This is a genomic window from Streptosporangium nanhuense (assembly GCF_059358815.1).
The window spans coordinates 17,886-35,716 of record NZ_JCADBG010000024.1 but is presented as its reverse complement, the minus strand read 5'-3'; the positions used below and the strand labels follow the sequence as shown (position 1 = coordinate 35,716).

Here is a 17,831-nt window from a genome sequence, read left to right as displayed (position 1 = left end):
GGGGCGCACGCGTGAGATTGTTCCGGCGGCACCGTGACCGGCGGACCGAGACGCCGCCGCGTCCGGTCGAAGAGGTCGATCTCGACTCCCTGCTCGCCCTGGTCGCCGACAATCTCGGCTACGCCTGCGCCTTCGATCCCGGCGGCGCGACCCTGACGCTCACCGGCCCGCGCCGGGTCGTGGTACGGCTCACCGGGCTGCGCGCCGAGGCGCTCCGGCGCTCCCGCGAGGACTGGCCCGTGCTCGTCTCCGGGCACCTGTCCCACACCCTGGCCACGGCGGACGAGCCGTTCGACGCCTGCGAGCTGGAGCAGGTACGCCCGATGCTGCGGACCCGCATCCAGCTGGAGGACGACCTCGACCCGGCCCGCGTGGTCGGGCGCCACCTCACCGCCGACCTGGTCGAGGTGCTCGCCGTCGGCGACGCCGCCACCGGGCGCCCGGTCCGCCCCGAGGAGGTCGGCTGCTGGCCGATCACCGCGGGCCAGGCGCTCGACCTGGCCCTGGAGAACACCCACCGGGAGGAGCGGCTCTCGGTCACCGAGGGTGACCTCGGGGGCGTGGCGGTCCGCAGGCTGACCGGCCCCACCGAGGGGGCCGCCGCCCACCTGCGCAGGCTGGGCGACTACCTGCCGGTCCCCTCCGACGGGGTCCTCGTCGCCCTGCCCGACCCGGCGACGCTGATCGTCCACCCGGTCGAGGGCATCGGCGTGGTCCGCGCGATCGAGCGGCTGCGCCTGTTCGCCCAGCGGGAGTTCGACAAGCGCGCCGGAGCCCTCAGCCCGCAGGTCTACTGGTGGCACGGCGGCCGCCTCTCCCTGATCAGGGCCGACCTGGTCAGGCAGGACGGCCAGACCCGGCTGGTGGTCGCGCCCCCGCCGGACTTCGCCCGGGTCCTCGCCGCCCTGGCCCTCCGCCCCGACGGCGCCACCGGCGGCTGACCCGCCCCCGGCCCCTGGAGGGCCGGCTTTTCCCCGTACCGCTTCCCCCGTACCGCGGAATCGTGAGCCGTGGAGGCGGTACCGGCGCGGGCGCGAGATGATGAGGACGCTCCCGCGCCCGTCCCGGCGATCGCCGACGTCCAGGGTCATGGATCGGTCCCGGCGTTCCGGCCCGTGCCCCGGCCGCGGTCGCCGGATGCGGGATGATGGGTCCTGATCTACGAGGAGTGGACATGGCGCAGTGGTGCCTCGGTGTCGATCTGGGGACGAGTTTCTCCGCCGGGGTGATGGCGGCGGAAGGGCGCTTCGACGTCCTGGAGGTCGAGGGGGAGCGGCGCATCCCCTCCGCCGTCATGCTGGACGAGCGGGGCGAGCTCGTGGCGGGCAGGATCGCCCAGCGGGGCATCGCGATCAGTCCCGAGCGTGTCGAGCGCAACCCCAAGCGCTACGTCGGCCGGGGCCGGATGCTGCTCGGCGGCGTCCCGGTGGACGTGGCCGACGCCCTGGCGGCGCTGCTGGAGCCGTTCGTCAGCGAGGGGCGGCGGCGCTTCGACGGCGCCGACCCCGACTGCATCGCGCTGACCCACCCGGTGGCCTGGGGCGCCGACCGCAAGGCGGTGCTGCTGGCGGCGGCGAGGAAGGTCGTCAGCGGGGTGCGGATCGCGCTCATCGACGAGCCCGTGGCCTCGGCCCGCTACTACGCCTCGGCGGGGCGGGCGACCGGCGGTGGGTCGCGGCTCGCCGTCTACGACCTCGGCGGCGGCACGTTCGACGCGGCCGTGCTCACCGTGGACGGCGGCGACTTCGCGGTCGTCGGCGAGCCGGGAGGCAGCGACGAGATCGGCGGGGAGGGGTTCGACGAGCAGGTCTTCGCGTTCCTCGGCGCCCAGATCGAGCGGCTCGACGCCGACTGGTGGCTGCAGGTGACCACCAACCCCGAGCGCCGCTACGTCAGCTACGCCGCCGACCTGCTCAAGATGGCCAGGGAGGCCAAGGAGACGCTGTCGAAGTTCGACACCTCCTCCCACTACGTGGTGGGCATCAACGAGGACGTCCACATCACCAGGGCCGACCTGGAGGACCTCATCGGCGAGGAGATCACCAGGACGGTCGACATCCTCGACGAGACGATCAGGGGCGCGGGGGTCGAGTCGGACGAGCTGGCCGCGGTGTTCATGACCGGCGGGCCCAGCAGGATGCCGCTGGTCCAGAAGGCCGTACGCGAGCGCTTCGGCGAGCGCGTCAGGACCTACGACGACCCGAAGATCGTGGTCGCCTACGGCGCCGCGCAGCTGGCCTGGAAGCTCAAGGTCGAGCACCGCGAGCCCGGCAGGGGACCCGCCACCGGCGGCCACCCGGTGCCCAGCGGCGCTCCCGGCGCTCCCGGTACTCCCGGTGCTCCCGGCATCGGGCAGGTCTCCGGTCCCGGGCCGCGGGCCTTCACCGGCCCGGCGACGGACTCCCCGCCCCCGGCGGGCGGCCCGGCCGGGGGCCACCGGCCGCCCGGCGCGCCGATCGCGGGCCCGATGGCCGGTCCGGCCGCGGGTCCGGTGGCCGGTTCGATCGCGGGCCCTGTCGCGGGTCCGGTCGCGGGGCAGCGGGCCTTCACCGGCCCGGCGGGCGGCGCCACCGGGGACCACCGGGTGCTCACCGGTCCCGAGGACGGCGCCACCGGCGGCCACCGGGCCCCCACCGGCCCGCCGGGAGGACCGGGAGGCCTAGGAGGACCGGGAAGGCCGGTAGGCCCGGGGGGTGCCGGAGGCGCGGCGGGCGGGCCCACGGTCCAGGGGATCGAGAAGGTCGTGGACGCCGTGCTGGAGGCGCGGGCCGAGGCGGGCCGGGTCTTCGTCCACCAGGCCTTCGACAACGGCCACCTCCTGCGCAGGCTCGACGGGGTCGGGGGCCGCCACGACCGGGAGCTGCGCTTCGGCAGGCTCGTGGAGTGGGCCGCCTCCGGGGAGGGCGTCGTGGCCGTGGAGCAGGTGGGGCCCGCGCAGGTGCTGGTCCGCACCCTCACCCCCGACCTGGCCATCCGCGCCACCCACCCGATGCAGATGTGGGGCGACCCGACCGTGATCGCCCACGGCCGTACGGCGTGGGTCTTCTTCCACCCCCGGCAGGCCGTCCCGGTCGACACCACGATGGGCCTGCCCTGGGGCGAGACCGGCCACCTGGCCATGATCGAGCTCGACCTGGCCGGGACCTTCGCCTTCCAGGCCCCCCAGCCGCGCGAGCTGGGCCCGTACGCCCAGTGGTTCCTCAACGAGGACAACAGGCTGCGCCGGCTGCTCGACCAGGAGGCCCCCGGCGGCACCGAGCCCTCGCCCTCGGTGGGCGCGCCGGGCTGCACCGTGGTGCTCGGGCAGTTCGGCAGCAACAAGCCGATGTTCCAGAACCGGCACCAGGACTTCCGGCCGTGGCAGGTGTTGTGCCTGGTCGACCCCGGCGGCGTCGTGCGCCCGACGGTGCGCGAGCCGGGGCGCGGCTGGCTGCACCAGGTGGTCCTGCACCGGGGCAGGTGGTTCACCTCCGGCTCCGCGGGGCTGGAGGCCGGCACCGCGGACGGCGGGACCAGGCTGGTCATGCCGCGCCCCCGGGGCGGCGCGCTGCGCTGGGTCCCGGCGGGCGGCCAGATCTACGCGGTCGGCGTCGACCAGGTGAGCCCGGCCAGGGGCTGGTCGGTCGGGATCTTCGACCAGCGCTCCCAGACGCTGGAGTTCCTGATGGGCAAGCAGTCGGCGACGCTGGCCGGTCACCTCACCTCGCGGCACCGCTGGGAGCGCCCCAGGTTCGTCGCCGACGGCGACTCGATGTGGATGACCATGCGGGACGCGGGCCGCAGCAGGCTGCTGCACGTCACCCCCGGCGGGGCGCGGGAGGTGCACCGCACGCCGGGGACGTTCGAGCCGGTGGTCCGGGTCCCCACCGGCCTGCTCTGCCTGCACCGCCCCGCCGACGCGGACGGCACCGCCCGCGACCAGCCCGCCACCCTGGTGCACCTGCCGCTCTGACCGGTCGGGCCACCGCCGGGGGCGGGGGCCCGAACGGCTTCACGGGCGTGTCACGTCTCTGTCCCGGCCTCTGGTTCTCCACCGGAACGGCGACCGACGAGCGGTGACAAGGGACGAGCGGTGACGGTCGCGCGGCCGGTCACCGCGGGCTCGTCGTCACATCCGGTCGTCACATCCGGCCGTCACACCCGGTCAGGTCGTCACGGCGGGCGCCGGTCGTTCCGCGCCCAGGGCGGCGACCGCGGTGGCGAGTTCCCCGCGGAGCTCCTGGCCCCGGGTGGTGAGGGTGGCGATCGCGGCGATGCGGTCCTCGCCCGACTTGCGGGCCTTGAGACGGTCGGCGGCCGAGCGGGCGGAGGCGGACTTCAGCTCGGCGCGCCTGGTCTCCAGCTCCCTGCGGCGCCGGGCCAGGCTGTCGTCGGCGGCCTGCTCGACGCCCACCCGCCAGGTCGCCACCATCCGCTCCAGGTCGAGCGTCATCTCCCTGGCGACCACCGAGAACTGGTCGCGCAGCGCCCCCCTGATCGCCGCCTGGCTGCGCTGCACCTTCTCCATCGAGCGGCGTCCCATGAAGATGGCCGCCCCGATGGCCGGGGCGACCAGGATGAAGCCCACCGGGCCGAGCAGGGCCGTGGCGAAGCCGCCCAGGGACAGCCCGATCGAGGCCGAGGGCAGCACGTCCCTGATCAGGTCCACGCTGCCCGGGTCGTCCGCCGCCATGTCGCCCTTGACCTGGACCTGCGTCAGGTTGGGCATCGCGCGGCCGTCGGTGGCCAGGTCGACCGGGTCGAGGCCGAGGTCGCGGGCGAAGGCGTCCAGGGTGGTCCTGGCCAGCTTCTCCACGTCGTAGACGATCTGCGACCACGCCGCCTCCAGGGAGCGCTGCACGCTCTCCGGCAGCTCCGCCATGTACTGGTCGAGCTGGGCCTGCTTCTTCAGCGTGGCGATCGTGTTCTCGTACGGCTGGCGGATCTCCGACACCCGCGCCGCCACGATGCCCGCCACCTCGCGCCCGAGGAAGGTGTTGGCCACCGCGCCCGCCCTGCGCCGGCCCGCCAGCTCCGCGAGCTCCGCCAGGCCGGCGTCCACCTCGGCGAGCCGTGCGGTGACGTCGCCCTCGTCGTCGGAGCCCACGGCGACGTCGTCCTTCGCGCCGGTGGCCAGCGAGCCCAGCACCGACAGCGCGGCGGCGACCACCGTGGCGCCCCGCGCGGAGTCCCTGCCCTCGGCGAAGCCGCGCAGGTGCCGTTCCAGCGCGTCCATGCCGCTGCGCGCCCGCAGGGTATCGGCGCGCTCGGCGCGTCCCTCGCGCCGCTTGACCTCGGCGGCCTCGGCGAGCTTGGCGCTCACCGGGATCCACGGCGCCGAAAGGAGCGGGGCCAGCGTCGCCGCCCTGCCGGGGCTCGCCGCGATCGCCTCGGTGACGAAGGTCCGCAGGCGGGCCTTGTTCTCCTCCTGCAGGGCGCGCCAGTTGGCCGAGTCCTCCACCTTCGTCAGGACGAACGCAATCGCCTGGACCCGCTCCGCGGCCTCGGCGAGGAACTCCAGCTCGTGCCTGAGCACCGGCTGGTCCTGGGCGCTGAGCGTGAACAGCAGCGCGTCGGCCCGCTGCAGCATGGCCACCGTCACCTGCCGGTGGCCGACCGTCAGGCTGTCCACGCCGGGGGTGTCGAGCAGCCGCAGGCCGTCGAGCAGGGGGTTGTCGAGGGTGATGTCCACGCTGACGACGTCGCGGCGCTTGCCCGCGTCGCCGCGCATCGAGGCGTAGTCGGGGATCGACTCGACGGTGATCGGCGTCTGGACCGGTCCCGCGTCGGTGCTCCGGTGCACGACGGCGGCGAGCCGGGGGCCGCGCCGCAGCGACAGGAAGCAGTTGGTGGCGACGTCGGCGTCGACGGGGAGCAGGTCGGGGTGGGCCACCAGCGTGTTGAGCAGCCGGCTCTTGCCGCGCTTCTGCGCCCCGGCGACCACGATGTCGGTGCACTCGTCCTTCCAGCGGCCCGCGCACGCGGCCAGCACCTCCGCCAGGTCCTTCCTGCCGCACTGCCCGGCCAGCGCGTGGACCTCGTTGGCGTAGCGCAGCAACCTGGCCACGGGGCCGGTCGGGTCGGGGGTCGTCATGAGCTTCTTCTCCTGTCGGGGATGGTTCGGGGGCCGTGAAAGGGGGTCAGGAGTAGTGCGCCCAGATGGTCTCGTACGCCTCGCACAGGGTCTCGGCCGCCCGCCGCTGCCGCAGGGAGAGCGGCCGGTGGGTGAGGGTGCGGAACCGGGCGCCCAGGGCGGCGGCGTAGCCCGCGACCTCGGCGCGCGGCGCCCCGGGCGGCGCTCCGAGCTGGGTGGCCAGCTCCGATCCCGCGAGCAGGAGTTCCAGCGCCCGCCGGTCGTCGGCGGGGACCATGGGGGAGGCCCGCAGCGCCTCGATCGCGGCGGGGTCCACCCGGACCGGGGGGAGCGGTTCGCCGCCGCCGGTGCCCGCCGTGGACGCCCGCGCGGCCCCGTTCGACGCCGCCTCCTCCAGGGCCACCTCGTCCAGCGCGGCCGAGACGAGGTCCTCCAGGACGGTGAGCACGTCCCTGGCCCGGTGCCCGCCGGTCCTGCCCTCGCTCATCATGGCGAGGGTGCGCCAGCGCATCGACGCCGCCGTGGCGGCGGCGGCGATCTCCGCGGGTGAGGCCCCGGCGGGCAGGCCGAGCTGTTCGGCGGGCTCGTCGTGGCGGGCCAGGCGCAGCAGCTCCTCGGTCATCTCCTCGTCCAGCACGAGCGTGCCGCGGCCGAGCGCCTCGGCGGCGGTGAAGATCCGCAGGCCGCCCAGGGCGGTCGCGATCGGCCGGTTCTCGTCGAGCTGGGCCGCCAGCGAGTCCAGGGTGGCGCGGTCGGCCCCCAGCGCGGGCGTGCGGGCGATCGCGCGCAGCCGGGTCAGCGCGTCGAGCGCCTTCAGCTGGTCGGCGCGGCGGGCGAAGTGGGCGATGCCCGCGGCCACCGAGCCGGTCGCGGCCCGGCCCGCGGAGGCGTAGCCCGACCGCTCCAGCAGGTGGGCGGCGAGCATCGCGGGGTCGGCCGTCCCGGCCGCGCGCACCGCCTCCACCGCGCTGGTGACGCCGTAGCGGTGCAGCCGCTCCACCAGCCGGTGCCGCACCTCGGCCGGTACGGGCAGCTCGGGCGCCGAGCGGAAGTCGTCCAGGTCCAGGAGGTAGTCCTCCAGGTCGTCCTCGTCGAGCCCGGCCAGCGCCGCCAGGCCCGCCGCGTCCTCGGCGTCCAGCGGGCGGGCCCGCGCGGTCTCGGCGAGCAGGCCGATCACCGGGACCACGTCGAAGACGGAGGTGCGCAGGTCCGCGTACCCCTTGGCGGCGAGCCGCCTGGCGGTCGGCCACGGGTCGCCCTCGTCGCCGCGCCGGTCGACCTGGCCGAGCACGGCGAGGGTGTTGACGCAGCTCATGCCGCAGGCGTCGGTCAGCCCGCGGAACTCGGCGAGGGTGGTGTCGTCGAACTTCTGGACGTAGCGCAGCACGTAGATCATCGCCTGGGCGCGGTCGTCCTCGTCGCCCGAGCCGAACAGCATGCTCCTGGCCGCCCGCTCGTTGGCGACCGTCACCGTGTTCATGCCGGGGGTGTCGACGATGGTGATCGTGCGCAGCGACGGCAGGTCGAGCGTGACCCGCAGGCGCCGGATCCTGGCCACGTCGACGCCGAACTCGGTGGGGAGCCGGTGGCCGGGCAGCAGCCGGGAGTGGGCCGTCCCGCCGTCGGTGAGCTCGACCGTGATGTGGCCGTCGTCCTCGCCGTACTCGTACTGGGTGACCACGAAGGTGCACTCGCCCGCGTCCACCGGGGCGACGGGCAGCCCGAGCAGCGCGTTGACCAGCGTCGACTTGCCGCTGCTCACCGCGCCCGCCACCGCGACCCGCAGCGGCGCGTCGAGCCCGGCGCGCACCTGCCGCACCCGCTCGCGAAGCTCCGCGCCGGAGAGCCTGGCCGCGGTGGTGTCGCACAGGCGGCGCAGCAGGTCCGCGGGCCCGGCGTTCACGTGTCACCGTCCCGGCCGTCCGGTACGGGCGTCTGAGCGGGCATGTCGGGATCGTCTCCTGGGTCGGTACGGCGGGCGGAAGGGTGGCGCGACGGGAGAGGGGGTCTCACCGCCCGGTCCCCGGGGCCGGCGGCGAGCCGTGGCGGTAGACGACGACCTGCGGCACGCGGATCACGCGCTCGCCGTCGGCGTACCCCCACCTGACGGTCTCGGCGACGATGTCGTGCAGCTCGGGGTGCCCGGCCGCCTCGGTGCCGGACGCCTCGTGCAGGCGCGGGTCGAAGCGCTGCCCGTCGGCGACGATCTCCCGGACGCCCGCCCGGTTCAGCGCCTCCAGCAGCGTCCCGGCCAGCCGGGGGTGCCGTTCGGCGAGCTGGTCGCGGTAGCCGACGCAGGCCGTCACCAGCGCCTCGCGCCCCGGGTGGCCTCCGGCCAGGAGCCGTTCCACCTGCTGGGCGAGCGCGGCGCTGACCCCGCTGCCCGCGACCTCGGCCAGCGCCCCGGCCAGCGGGTCCGCCGGCAGGCCGTCCGGTGACACGGACGACGGCGCTGGTGGCGCCGACGGAGGTACGGGCGGCGGCGCGGCGCGGTCCGTGCCGGAAGGTCCCGGCGCCCGCCCCGCCGCACCCGCGGGGAACGGGGGCATCACGGTGGGTGCGGGAGCCGCCTGCCAGGTGCCGGGAAGGGGCGCCGGAGGGGCGGGGCGGCGGCCGCGGTGCCACAGGTACAGGCCCGCGACCACCAGGGCCAGGGCGCCCGCCGCCACCGCGAGCACCAGGGGCGGCGGGAGGAACCCGAACGGTGTGCCCGCCGTGACGGATTCCGCCTCCCCGGGACGCAGGGAGCGCACGCCGCCGTCCCGCGGCGCCGGCGGCGCGCCGGACGCCTCCCCTCCGAACCCGGCGACCACGCCGCAGCCGGTCAGCGCCGGCCAGGCCAGGAACAGGGGAAGGAACGCGCGCCGGTCCCTCATCGCAAGCCTTTCGTCGGCGGCCCGTGCAACCCGGATCCGGGTCCCCCCTCGGTGGAGTCAGGTGGAGTCACACGGGCTCGTGCCGGTCTCGCCGGATCAGACGGTCGGGAAGGGGCCCGCGGTCTCGGTGTAGTCGGAGACCCCGTCGCCGTTCAGGTCGACCCGGGTCTCGTCGATGTAGCCGTCGCCGTCGTGGTCGAGGTAGACGACGTCGGTGACGCCGTCGCCGTCGGTGTCGTAGCGCTCCTCGTCGGCGAGACCGTCACCGTCGATGTCGATCAGCTGGGCGTCGGTGCCCCCGTCGCCGTCGTAGTCGACCAGGTCCGTGGTGGTCACGTCGAAATCGCTCATTGGTTCGTTCCTTTCCGGTGCTGTTACGTCAGATGAGAGTGACGATCGCACCGGATTGTTGCAGCCCAATCCCATATTTCTTAGCGAATTTCCGAAAAGCCGACCGAGTCTCGTCCCTTATCCCGATAAAAAGGGATGAAAGGCGACAAAGGGGCTTGGACGTCTCCGTCTCAGCTGAGCGCGCGGGCGGTGTGGATCAGCGGAACGTGGCTGAACGCCTGCGGGAAGTTGCCGACCATCCGGCCGTAGCGGGGGTCGTACTCCTCGGCGAGCAGGCCGACGTCGTTGCGGAGCGACAGCAGGCGCTCGAACAGCTCGACGGCCTCGTCCTTGCGGCCGATCATCGCCAGCGCCTCGGCCAGCCAGAAGCTGCACGCCAGGAACGCGCCCTCGCCGCCGGGCAGGCCGTCCACGTCGTTGTCGGGGGAGACGGGGTAGCGCAGCACGAAGCCGTCGACCATCAGCTCGCGCTGGATCGCCTCCACCGTCCCGACCACGCGGGGGTCCTCCGGCGGCAGGAAGCCGACGATCGGGATCAGCAGCAGGGCCGCGTCCAGCTCCTGCGAGCCGTACGACTGGGTGAAGGTGCCGCGCACCGGGTCGAAGCCCTTGTCGCAGATCTCGGCGTGGATGCGGTCGCGCAGCTCCTTCCAGCGCGCCAGCGGGGCGGGCTTGCCGAAGGCCTCCACCTGCTTGACGGCCCGATCGACGGCGACCCAGCACATGACCTTGGAGTGCACGAAGTGCCGGCGCGGGCCGCGGACCTCCCACAGGCCCTCGTCGGCGTCGCCCCAGTGCTCCTCGACGTAGGAGATCAGCTCGAACTGCAGGGTCCAGGCCCGGTGGTCGGCCTGCAGGCCCGAGACGCGCGACAGGTGCAGGGAGTTCATGACCTCGCCGTAGACGTCCAGCTGGAGCTGGTCGACCGCGCCGTTGCCGATCCTGACCGGCCGGGAGTTCTCGTATCCGGGCAGCCAGTCGAGCTCCAGCTCCGTCAGCCTGCGCTCCCCGGCGACGCCGTACATGATCTGCAGGTCCTGGGCGCGGCCCGCGATGGCCCGCAGCAGCCAGGACCGCCACGCGCCCGCCTCCTCCAGGTATCCGGCGCCGATCAGGGCGTCCAGGGTCATGGTGGCGTCGCGCAGCCAGCAGTAGCGGTAGTCCCAGTTGCGCACGCCGCCGAGGTCCTCGGGCAGCGAGGTGGTCGGGGCGGCGACGATGCCGCCGGTGGGGGCGTAGGTGAGCGCCTTGAGCGTGATGAGCGAGCGGACCACGGCGTCACGCCACGGCCCCCGGTAGGTGCACTGCTCGACCCACTCGGCCCACAGCGCCTCGGTCTCGGCCAGCTGCTCGTACGGGTCGATCTCGACGGGCCTGGGCTCGTGCGAGGGGTGCCAGGTGAAGACGAACGCCAGGCTGTCGCCCTCGGACACCTCGAACCTGGCCCGGTGGGCGTAGTCGCTCCCCTCCAGCGGGACGGGGGAGTGCAGCCACACCGAGTCGGGCCCGCCGACGGCCTGCAGCAGGCCGTCGCTGCGGCGCACCCAGGGCACGATGCGGCCGTAGTCGAAGCGGATGCGGATCTCGGTGGCCATCTCGACCGTGCCGGACACGCCCTCCACGATCCTCACCAGGTCGGGGTTGGTGTGCCGGGTGGGCATGAAGTCGGTCACCCTGACCGTGCCGGTCGGGGTGTCCCACTCGCTCTCCAGGATGAGGGTCTCGCCCCGGTAGCGGCGCCGGGTGGCGTGCGGACGCTCGGCGTGCGCGGGACCGATCCACCACTGGCCGTTCTTCTTGTCGCCGAGCAGCGCCCCGAAGCAGGAGGGCGAGTCGAAGCGCGGCAGGCAGAGCCAGTCGATGGAGCCGTTCCGGCCGACCAGGGCCGCCGACTGCATGTCGCCGATGAGAGCGTAGTCCTCGATCCACATGCCTCGAAGTTAACGCCTTCACGCGGTCCGCGGTGGCCTCCGGAGGAACTGGGCGCCCGGCCGGGTCCTGGGCATGAAGAACTGGCTCAGCGGCCCGATCGCGAGGGCGAACACCAGCGTCCCCACCCCCACCGTCCCGCCCAGCAGCCAGCCCGCGGCGAGCACGGTGACCTCGATGACGGTGCGCGCCGAGCGGATGGACAGGCCCAGGCGGTTCAGGCCGGTCATCAGGCCGTCGCGCGGCCCGGGACCGAGCCCCGCGCCGATGTACAGGCCGGTCGCCGCCCCGGTGACCACGACGCCGAGCAGCAGGTACGCCCAGCGCGCGGCGAGCGCGTCCGGGGTCGGGAGCAGCCACATGGCCGCGTCGGCGAACAGCCCGAGGAAGACGACGTTGCTGAGGGTGCCCACCCCGGGCCTCTGCCGCAGCGGGATCCACAGCAGCATGACCAGGGCGCCCACGATGATGATCCAGGTGCCGATCGACAGTCCCATGTGGATGGAGAGCCCCTGGTGGAACACGTCCCAGGGGCTGCCGCCCAGCTGCGACTCGATCTGCAGGGCCACGCCGACGCCGTAGAGGGCCAGGCCCGCGTACAGGCGGGTGAGCCGGTTGGGGAGGGAGGCGAGGGTGGGCAGGGAGAGTTCGCTCATAATGGCTTCCATCGTCAGGGCCATAGGGACGGACCAAAAGGGCCAATCGCGATAAGTGGCCTTACGATGGCCGCCATGGACCGGTATCTGAGCGGCCCCCAGCTCGCCCGCCTGCTGTCGATCGACCCCAAGGCCAGGCCGTACTACCGGGTCCTGGCCAGGAGCGTGCGGTCGCTGGTCCTCGACGGGCGGCTGCCCGTGCGGGTGCGGATGCCCGCCGAGCGGCACCTGGCCGCGGCCCTGGGCGTCAGCCGCACCACCGTGACCTCGGCCTACGACCTGCTCCGCGAGCAGGGGTACCTGGAGAGCAGGCAGGGCGCGGGAAGCTGGACCGCGCTGCCCGACGCGGGCTCGCTGGGCACCGACAACCCCTGGCTCGCCGCCGGGGACGACGGGCTGCTGCCGCTGCACGCCGCGGCCCCGAGCGCGATCTCGACGCTGCCCGAGGCGATCGCCGCCGCAACCGACCGCTATCCCCGCTACACGCTCGGCATGGGCTACGACCCGGTCGGGATCGCCCCGCTGCGCCAGGCGATCGCGGCCCGCTACACCGCGCGCGGGGTGGCCACCCGCCCCGAGCAGATCCTCGTCACCACCGGGGCCCAGCAGGCCATCCACCTGGTGACCACGATGCTGCTCTCCCGGGGCGACCCGATGCTGGTGGAGTCGCCCACCTACCCGCACGTCCTGGACCTGGCCAGGACGCGCGGCGCCAGGATCGTCCCGGTCGGCGTCCCCGACGAGGGCTGGCACGACCTGGAACTGCTGACCTGCGCGATGCGCCAGTCCGCCGCCCGCCTGGTGTACGTCATCCCCGACTTCCAGAACCCGACCGGTCACCTGATGGACGACACGGCGCGGGCGGCCCTGGCCGCCGCGGCGAGGCGGTACGGCACCACGCTGGTGGCCGACGAGAGCTGGTGCGAGCTGGCGATCGACGAGGGGGAGCGGGCCACGCCGCTGGCCGCGTTCGACACCGACGGCAGGGTGATCACCATCGGCTCGGCGTCCAAGCTGTGGTGGGGCGGGCTGCGCATCGGCTGGATCCGCACCACCGCCGCGACGGTCCGCCGCCTGGCCATTCTCCGCGCCTCCGTGGACATCGCCAGCCCGCTCTTCGAGCAGCTGGTGGTGGCGGCGCTGTTCGAGGGCATCGAGGGGGCCAGGGCCGAGCGGGCCCGCCTCCTGCGCGCCTCCAGGGACGTCCTGACGACCGAGCTGGCGGCGCGCATGCCCGACTGGAGCTTCCTGACGCCCCGGGGCGGCGGCTCGCTCTGGGTGCGGCTGTCCGGCCCCTCGGCCGTCGCGCTGGTCGACGCGGCGGCCTGCCAGGGGGTCCGCCTGGCCCCCGGGCAGTGGTTCGGCGTGGACGGCACCCTGGAGGGGCGGCTCCGCCTCCCCTTCACCCAGCCGCCGCGGGTCCTCGTCGAGGCCGTGCGGCGCATCGCCGAGGCCAGGCGCAGGGGCGCGTACGGCATCCGCCCCGCCGAACCCCTCACCCCGAGCCTGTGAGCTCGTGTCTCAGTCGGCGGTGACGCCCCTGGCCAGCGGGGCCCGCAGCTTCAGGCGCACGGCGGCCATCCGCAGCCCGAAGATGAGGAGCGCGGCGGCCAGCGTGGCCGGCCAGCCGTGCAGCTCCAGGGTGTAGAGCAGCGCCATCAGCCCCGCGCCGAGCATGGCGGGCACCGCGTAGAACTGGCGGTCGTACAGCAGGGCGGGGATCTGCCCGGAGAGGACGTCGCGCAGCATGCCGCCGCCGACTCCGGTGGTGACCCCGAGCAGGGCCGCGTGCAGCGGGGAGAGGCCGAAGGACATCGCCTTCCCGGTGCCGACCGCGCAGAACAGGCCGAGCCCGGCGGCGTCGAACACGTTCATCGCGGGCGTCACCCGCTCGACCTGAGGGTGCCAGAAGAACACGATCACCGTGGCCAGCACCGGCACGACCACGTAGCCGACGCTGGAGAAGGCCGCGGGCCGCACGTTCAGGATCAGGTCGCGCAGGATGCCGCCGCCCAGCGCGGTCATCTCGGCCAGCACGGTCATGCCCACCACGTCGAGCCGCCTGCGCACGCCGACGAGGGCGCCCGAGAGGGCGAAGACGAAGATCCCGACGAGATCGAGCACATGATTCACTGCTGAATTATGCCATAACCGGACATATGTACTTTCCGTAAAGTCGGCGAGACGATCAGGGCGAGGGAGGTGCGCCCGGCGTGCTCGGCGCGTCCGGCGCCCGGTGCTCGCGCATCATCGCATGCAGCCGTCCCGAGAACGCGAGCAGCACCAGCGAGGCCGCGATGGAGATCGCGGCCAGGGTGAGGAAGTACGCGGGCTCCGACATGTAGTTCCTCAGCCGCCCCGTCTGCCCGCCCACCGCGTCGCCCACCGAGAAGGACAGGAACCACAACCCGAGCATCTGACTCTTGAACGCCTCGGGGGCGAGCTTGGTGGTGACCGAGAGCCCGACCGGGCTCAGCGCCAGCTCCCCGAAGACCTGGACGAGGTAGACCAGCACCAGCCACCACACCGAGATCCTCCCGGTCGCGGCCAGCGTGGCGGCGAGCGCCATGATCATGAAGCTCAGCCCGTTGACGAACAGTCCCACCGAGAACTTGTGCGGTGCGGTCACCCGGTTGCCCAGCCGGACCCACAGCGCCGCGAAGACCGGCACGAAGATCATGATGAACAGCGGGTTGAACGCCTGCGTGGTCGCCGGGGTGATCCGCAGGCCGAACAGCGACAGGTCCGTGTTGTTCTGGGCGAAGAACAGCAGCACGGTCGGCGCCAGGTCGTAGACCATCCAGAAGATGGCCGCCGCTATGAACAGCCAGACGTAGGCCTTCATCCGGGAGCGCTCGTCGTCGGTCAGGTTGTGGCTGCCCAGCAGGATGTAGCCGAAGTAGAGCACCGGCACCGCCACGATGAGCAGCGTCATCACCAGGGCGAAGGTGTCGAGGCCGAAGGTGCCGGTGGCCGCCCACACGGCCAGCGCGGCGCCCGCCACGACGACGGCCGCGACGGCGGCGAGGGTGAAGTGCCGGCGCTCGCGCGGGGTCATCCGGTGGCCCGGCCGCTCGCCCACCCCCTTCAGGTGGCGCCTGCCCAGCACGTACTGGGTCAGCCCGAGGGCCATGCCGACCGCCGCCGCGCCGAAGCCCAGGTGCCAGCGGTCGCCCTCGGCGAGCCGGCCGACGACGATGGGGGCGATGAAGGCGCCGATGTTGATGCCGAGGTAGAAGATCGAGAAACCCGCGTCCCTGCGCGCGTCGTCGTCGCGCGGGTAGAGCTTGCCGACCATCGTGGAGATGTTGGGCTTCAGCAGCCCGGTCCCGGCGATGATGAGGAGCAGCCCGAGCGCGACGAAGGCGCCGGTCCTGACCGGGATGGCCATGCTGATGTGGCCGAACATGATGACGACGCCGCCCCACAGCACCGCCCTGCGGGCCCCGAGCACCCGGTCGGCGATCCAGCCGCCGGGCAGCGCGACGAGATAGATGAGGGCGCCGTAGATGCCGATGATCGCCTGGGCGGTCTGCTCGGTCAGCCCGAGGCCGCCCGTGGCGGGGGAGGCGGCCATGAAGGTGGCGAGGATGGCCCGCAGGCCGTACCAGCTGAAGCGCTCCCACATCTCGGTGCCGAACAGCGTGGCGAGGCCGCGCGGATGCCCGAAGAAGGTCCTGCCGCGAGCCCGTGTTCCCGATGGCATGCGTCCCCCCGAACGTCATCGCGTGATCAGAGGCTAACTCTACGTACGCCTCCTGCCGGGCCGGGAAAGCCGGTTGTGCAATGTGGCGTTTCTTCTCCCTTTCAGGGGCTTGTCCAAGGGGAACGGCGTGTGGTGCGATGCATGCCACTCGTGCAAGTGAGCACTTTCTGGAGGCGCGTCATGGCCGGTGTCCTTGAGGAGCGGGCGGCGATCGAGAGGGAGATCGCGGGCCGTACGGTCTGCGGTCAGCTGAAGGAGGCGGCCGACAGCAATCCGGACGCGCCCGCCTACTCCGACCCGGTCGAGGGGGGCTGGTCCACGCTGACCTACTCCCAGGCCAGGCAGCGGGTCCTGGAGATCGCCGCCGGTTTCGCCGCGCTCGGGCTGGAGCCCGGCGAGGCGGTCGCGCTCATGATGGTCAACCGCAGCGAGCACGTCCTGGCGGACCTGGGAGCGGTGCACGCCGGCGCCGTGTCCTGCTCGGTCTACTCGACCTTCGCCCCCGAGCAGGTGGCCTTCGTGGCCGGTGACGTCGGGGCGAGGATCGCGGTGCTCGGCGGGGCGGCCGACCTGGCCAGGTGGGAGCCGGTCCTGGACGACCTTCCCGGGCTTCGCAAGGTCATCGTGCTGGAGGGCGCCCCGGCTGGCGACCGGTTCGTCTCCTGGGACGACTTCCTCGCCCTCGGCCGCGAGGCGCTCGCCGCCGACCCCGCCGCCGTCGACGCCCGCTGGCAGGCGGTGACCGCCGACGACGTCCTCACCGTCCTGTACACCTCCGGCACCACCGGCAACCCCAAGGGCGTGCCGCTCACCCACGCCAACGTGTTCTTCGAGGTCGTGGCGACCAACCGGATGGCCGAGCTGCCCAGCAACGGCACCCAGATCTCCTACCTCACCTACGCGCACATCGCCGAGCGGGTGCTCAGCCTCTACCTGCCGCTCTTCAAGTTCTCCCACACCCACTTCTGCACCGACCTCGCCCAGCTCGGCGCCACCCTCGGCCAGGTCAAGCCGGTGCTGTTCTTCGGGGTGCCGCGCGTGTGGGAGAAGATGATGGCCCGGCTGCAGGCGCTGCTGGCCACCCAGCCGGACGAGCAGCAGGAGGGCGTGCGCCAGGCCATGGCCGCCGGGCTCGCCTACGTCGAGGCCAACCAGTACGGGCGCACCCCCTCGCCCGAGGTCGCGGCGGCCTACGAGCAGGCCGACGCCGCGCTGCTGTCGATCATCCGGTCGATGATCGGCTTCGACAACGCGGGCTGGCTCGCCACCGCCGCCGCGCCCATGCCGCTGGAGGTCCAGCGCTTCTTCGCCGGCCTCGGCCTGCGGGTCCTCGACGTGTACGGCATGACCGAGACGACCGGCGCGTTCACCGCCAACGCCCCCGACCGCTACAAGCTCGGCACGGTCGGCCAGGCGGGCCCAGGCGTCGAGGTCAGGATCGCCGAGGACGGCGAGATCATCACCCGCAGCCCGGCCAACACCCGCGGCTACCTCAACCGGCCCGAGGCCACCGCCGAGCTGCTCGACGACGACGGCTGGCTGCACACCGGCGACGTGGGCTCCGTCGACGAGGACGGCTTCGTCAGCATCGTCGACCGCAAGAAGGAGATCATCATCACCTCCGGGGGCGAGAACATCTCCCCGGCCAACATCGAGAACTACCTCAAGGAGCACCCGCTCATCGGCCAGGCCCTCGCCTACGGCGACGGCAGGCCGTACCCGGTGGCGATCCTCACCCTCGACGGCGAGGTGGCCCCCGGCTGGGCGCAGGCCAACGGCGTCTCCTTCACCACCCTGGCCGACCTCGCCGAGCACCCCGACGTCCTCAAGACCGTCGAGGGCGCGATCTCCGTCGCCAACGAGAAGCTGGCCCGCGTCCAGCAGATCAAGCGCTGGCGCCTGCTGCCGGTGGAGTGGACGGCCGAGAGCGCGGAGCTCACCCCGAGCCTGAAGCTCAAGCGCCGCGTCATCCACGCCAAGTACTCGGAGATCATCGACGGCATGTACGAGGGCTGACCGTGACGCCGGGTACGAGAACCGAACGCGCGGGTACGTGCGAGGGCTGACCGGGAGGGCATGTACGAGAGCCGACCGGGGCGGTACGGACGAGAGCCGGCCGCACCGGTCGCGCACGAGAGCCGGCCGGGCCGGTCACGCGCGTGAGCCGGCCGCGCCGGCCATGTGAGAGAGCCGGCCCGCGGGCCGGGTGAGAGACACGTACGAGAGCTGACCACGAGGAG

The 17,831-nt window shown here is 73.4% G+C and carries 12 protein-coding genes; 4 read left to right on the top strand and 8 right to left on the bottom strand.

Going from position 1 to position 17,831, the window contains the following annotated elements; translation table 11 throughout:
- Positions 1–11: 11 nt before the first annotated feature.
- Together AC5L38_RS35145 and AC5L38_RS35140 are read left to right on the top strand one after the other, a co-directional pair.
- Positions 12–941 (top strand): hypothetical protein, encoded by a 930-nt coding sequence (locus AC5L38_RS35145; RefSeq protein ID WP_495247120.1) that lies wholly within the window; start codon positions 12–14, stop codon positions 939–941.
- Positions 942–1,174: 233 nt separating this feature from the next.
- Positions 1,175–3,952, top strand: coding sequence for an Hsp70 family protein (locus AC5L38_RS35140; RefSeq protein WP_495247119.1), 2,778 nt, complete (start codon positions 1,175–1,177; stop codon positions 3,950–3,952).
- 192 nt (positions 3,953–4,144) lie between these two features.
- On the opposite strand, the gene AC5L38_RS35135 is transcribed toward AC5L38_RS35140, so the two are convergent.
- From AC5L38_RS35135 to yczE, 6 genes are all read right to left on the bottom strand, one after another.
- On the bottom strand, positions 4,145–6,073 hold the full coding sequence (locus AC5L38_RS35135; protein WP_495247118.1) for a dynamin family protein: 1,929 nt from the start codon (positions 6,071–6,073) through the stop codon (positions 4,145–4,147).
- A gap of 46 nt (positions 6,074–6,119) precedes the next feature.
- Positions 6,120–7,976: a dynamin family protein gene (locus AC5L38_RS35130; RefSeq protein ID WP_495247117.1), complete on the bottom strand. Its 1,857-nt coding sequence runs from the start codon at positions 7,974–7,976 to the stop codon at positions 6,120–6,122.
- Between the two features lie 106 nt (positions 7,977–8,082).
- Positions 8,083–8,949 (bottom strand): nucleotide exchange factor GrpE, encoded by an 867-nt coding sequence (locus AC5L38_RS35125; RefSeq protein ID WP_495247116.1) that lies wholly within the window; start codon positions 8,947–8,949, stop codon positions 8,083–8,085.
- 96 nt (positions 8,950–9,045) lie between these two features.
- Positions 9,046–9,300 carry a hypothetical protein gene (locus AC5L38_RS35120; protein WP_495247115.1) on the bottom strand — a complete coding sequence of 85 codons (255 nt, stop codon included), beginning with the start codon at positions 9,298–9,300 and terminating at the stop codon, positions 9,046–9,048.
- A 170-nt stretch (positions 9,301–9,470) separates the two neighbouring features.
- Complete coding sequence (locus AC5L38_RS35115; protein ID WP_495247114.1) at positions 9,471–11,231, bottom strand: glycoside hydrolase family 15 protein; 1,761 nt, start codon at positions 11,229–11,231, stop codon at positions 9,471–9,473.
- An 18-nt stretch (positions 11,232–11,249) separates the two neighbouring features.
- Positions 11,250–11,885 (bottom strand): membrane protein YczE, encoded by a 636-nt coding sequence (gene yczE, locus AC5L38_RS35110; RefSeq protein WP_495247113.1) that lies wholly within the window; start codon positions 11,883–11,885, stop codon positions 11,250–11,252.
- A 75-nt stretch (positions 11,886–11,960) separates the two neighbouring features.
- On the opposite strand from yczE, the gene yczR reads away from it, so the two are divergent.
- Positions 11,961–13,397, top strand: coding sequence for a MocR-like transcription factor YczR (yczR, locus tag AC5L38_RS35105; protein ID WP_495247112.1), 1,437 nt, complete (start codon positions 11,961–11,963; stop codon positions 13,395–13,397).
- Positions 13,398–13,406: 9 nt separating this feature from the next.
- Here yczR and AC5L38_RS35100 read toward each other — a convergent pair whose 3' ends face one another.
- Entirely contained in the window at positions 13,407–14,018 is a 612-nt protein-coding gene (locus AC5L38_RS35100; protein ID WP_495247111.1) for a trimeric intracellular cation channel family protein, read from the bottom strand.
- Between the two features lie 55 nt (positions 14,019–14,073).
- Entirely contained in the window at positions 14,074–15,591 is a 1,518-nt protein-coding gene (locus AC5L38_RS35095; protein WP_495247110.1) for a peptide MFS transporter, read from the bottom strand.
- Between the two features lie 180 nt (positions 15,592–15,771).
- On the opposite strand from AC5L38_RS35095, the gene AC5L38_RS35090 reads away from it, so the two are divergent.
- Positions 15,772–17,607: an AMP-dependent synthetase/ligase gene (locus tag AC5L38_RS35090; protein WP_495247214.1), complete on the top strand. Its 1,836-nt coding sequence runs from the start codon at positions 15,772–15,774 to the stop codon at positions 17,605–17,607.
- The last annotated feature ends 224 nt before the right edge of the window (positions 17,608–17,831 follow it).

Bases quoted from the DNA above. Each gene is read 5' to 3' on its own strand.
- yczR (WP_495247112.1), top strand. From the start codon at position 11,961: ATGGACCGGTATCTGAGCGGCCCCCAGCTCGCCCGCCTGCTGTCGATC.
- AC5L38_RS35135 (WP_495247118.1), bottom strand. From the start codon at position 6,073: ATGACGACCCCCGACCCGACCGGCCCCGTGGCCAGGTTGCTGCGCTAC.
- AC5L38_RS35120 (WP_495247115.1), bottom strand. From the start codon at position 9,300: ATGAGCGATTTCGACGTGACCACCACGGACCTGGTCGACTACGACGGC.
- AC5L38_RS35115 (WP_495247114.1), bottom strand. From the start codon at position 11,231: ATGTGGATCGAGGACTACGCTCTCATCGGCGACATGCAGTCGGCGGCC.
- AC5L38_RS35090 (WP_495247214.1), top strand. From the start codon at position 15,772: ATGGCCGGTGTCCTTGAGGAGCGGGCGGCGATCGAGAGGGAGATCGCG.
- AC5L38_RS35095 (WP_495247110.1), bottom strand. From the start codon at position 15,591: ATGCCATCGGGAACACGGGCTCGCGGCAGGACCTTCTTCGGGCATCCG.
- AC5L38_RS35140 (WP_495247119.1), top strand. From the start codon at position 1,175: ATGGCGCAGTGGTGCCTCGGTGTCGATCTGGGGACGAGTTTCTCCGCC.
- yczE (WP_495247113.1), bottom strand. From the start codon at position 11,885: ATGAGCGAACTCTCCCTGCCCACCCTCGCCTCCCTCCCCAACCGGCTC.
- AC5L38_RS35125 (WP_495247116.1), bottom strand. From the start codon at position 8,949: ATGAGGGACCGGCGCGCGTTCCTTCCCCTGTTCCTGGCCTGGCCGGCG.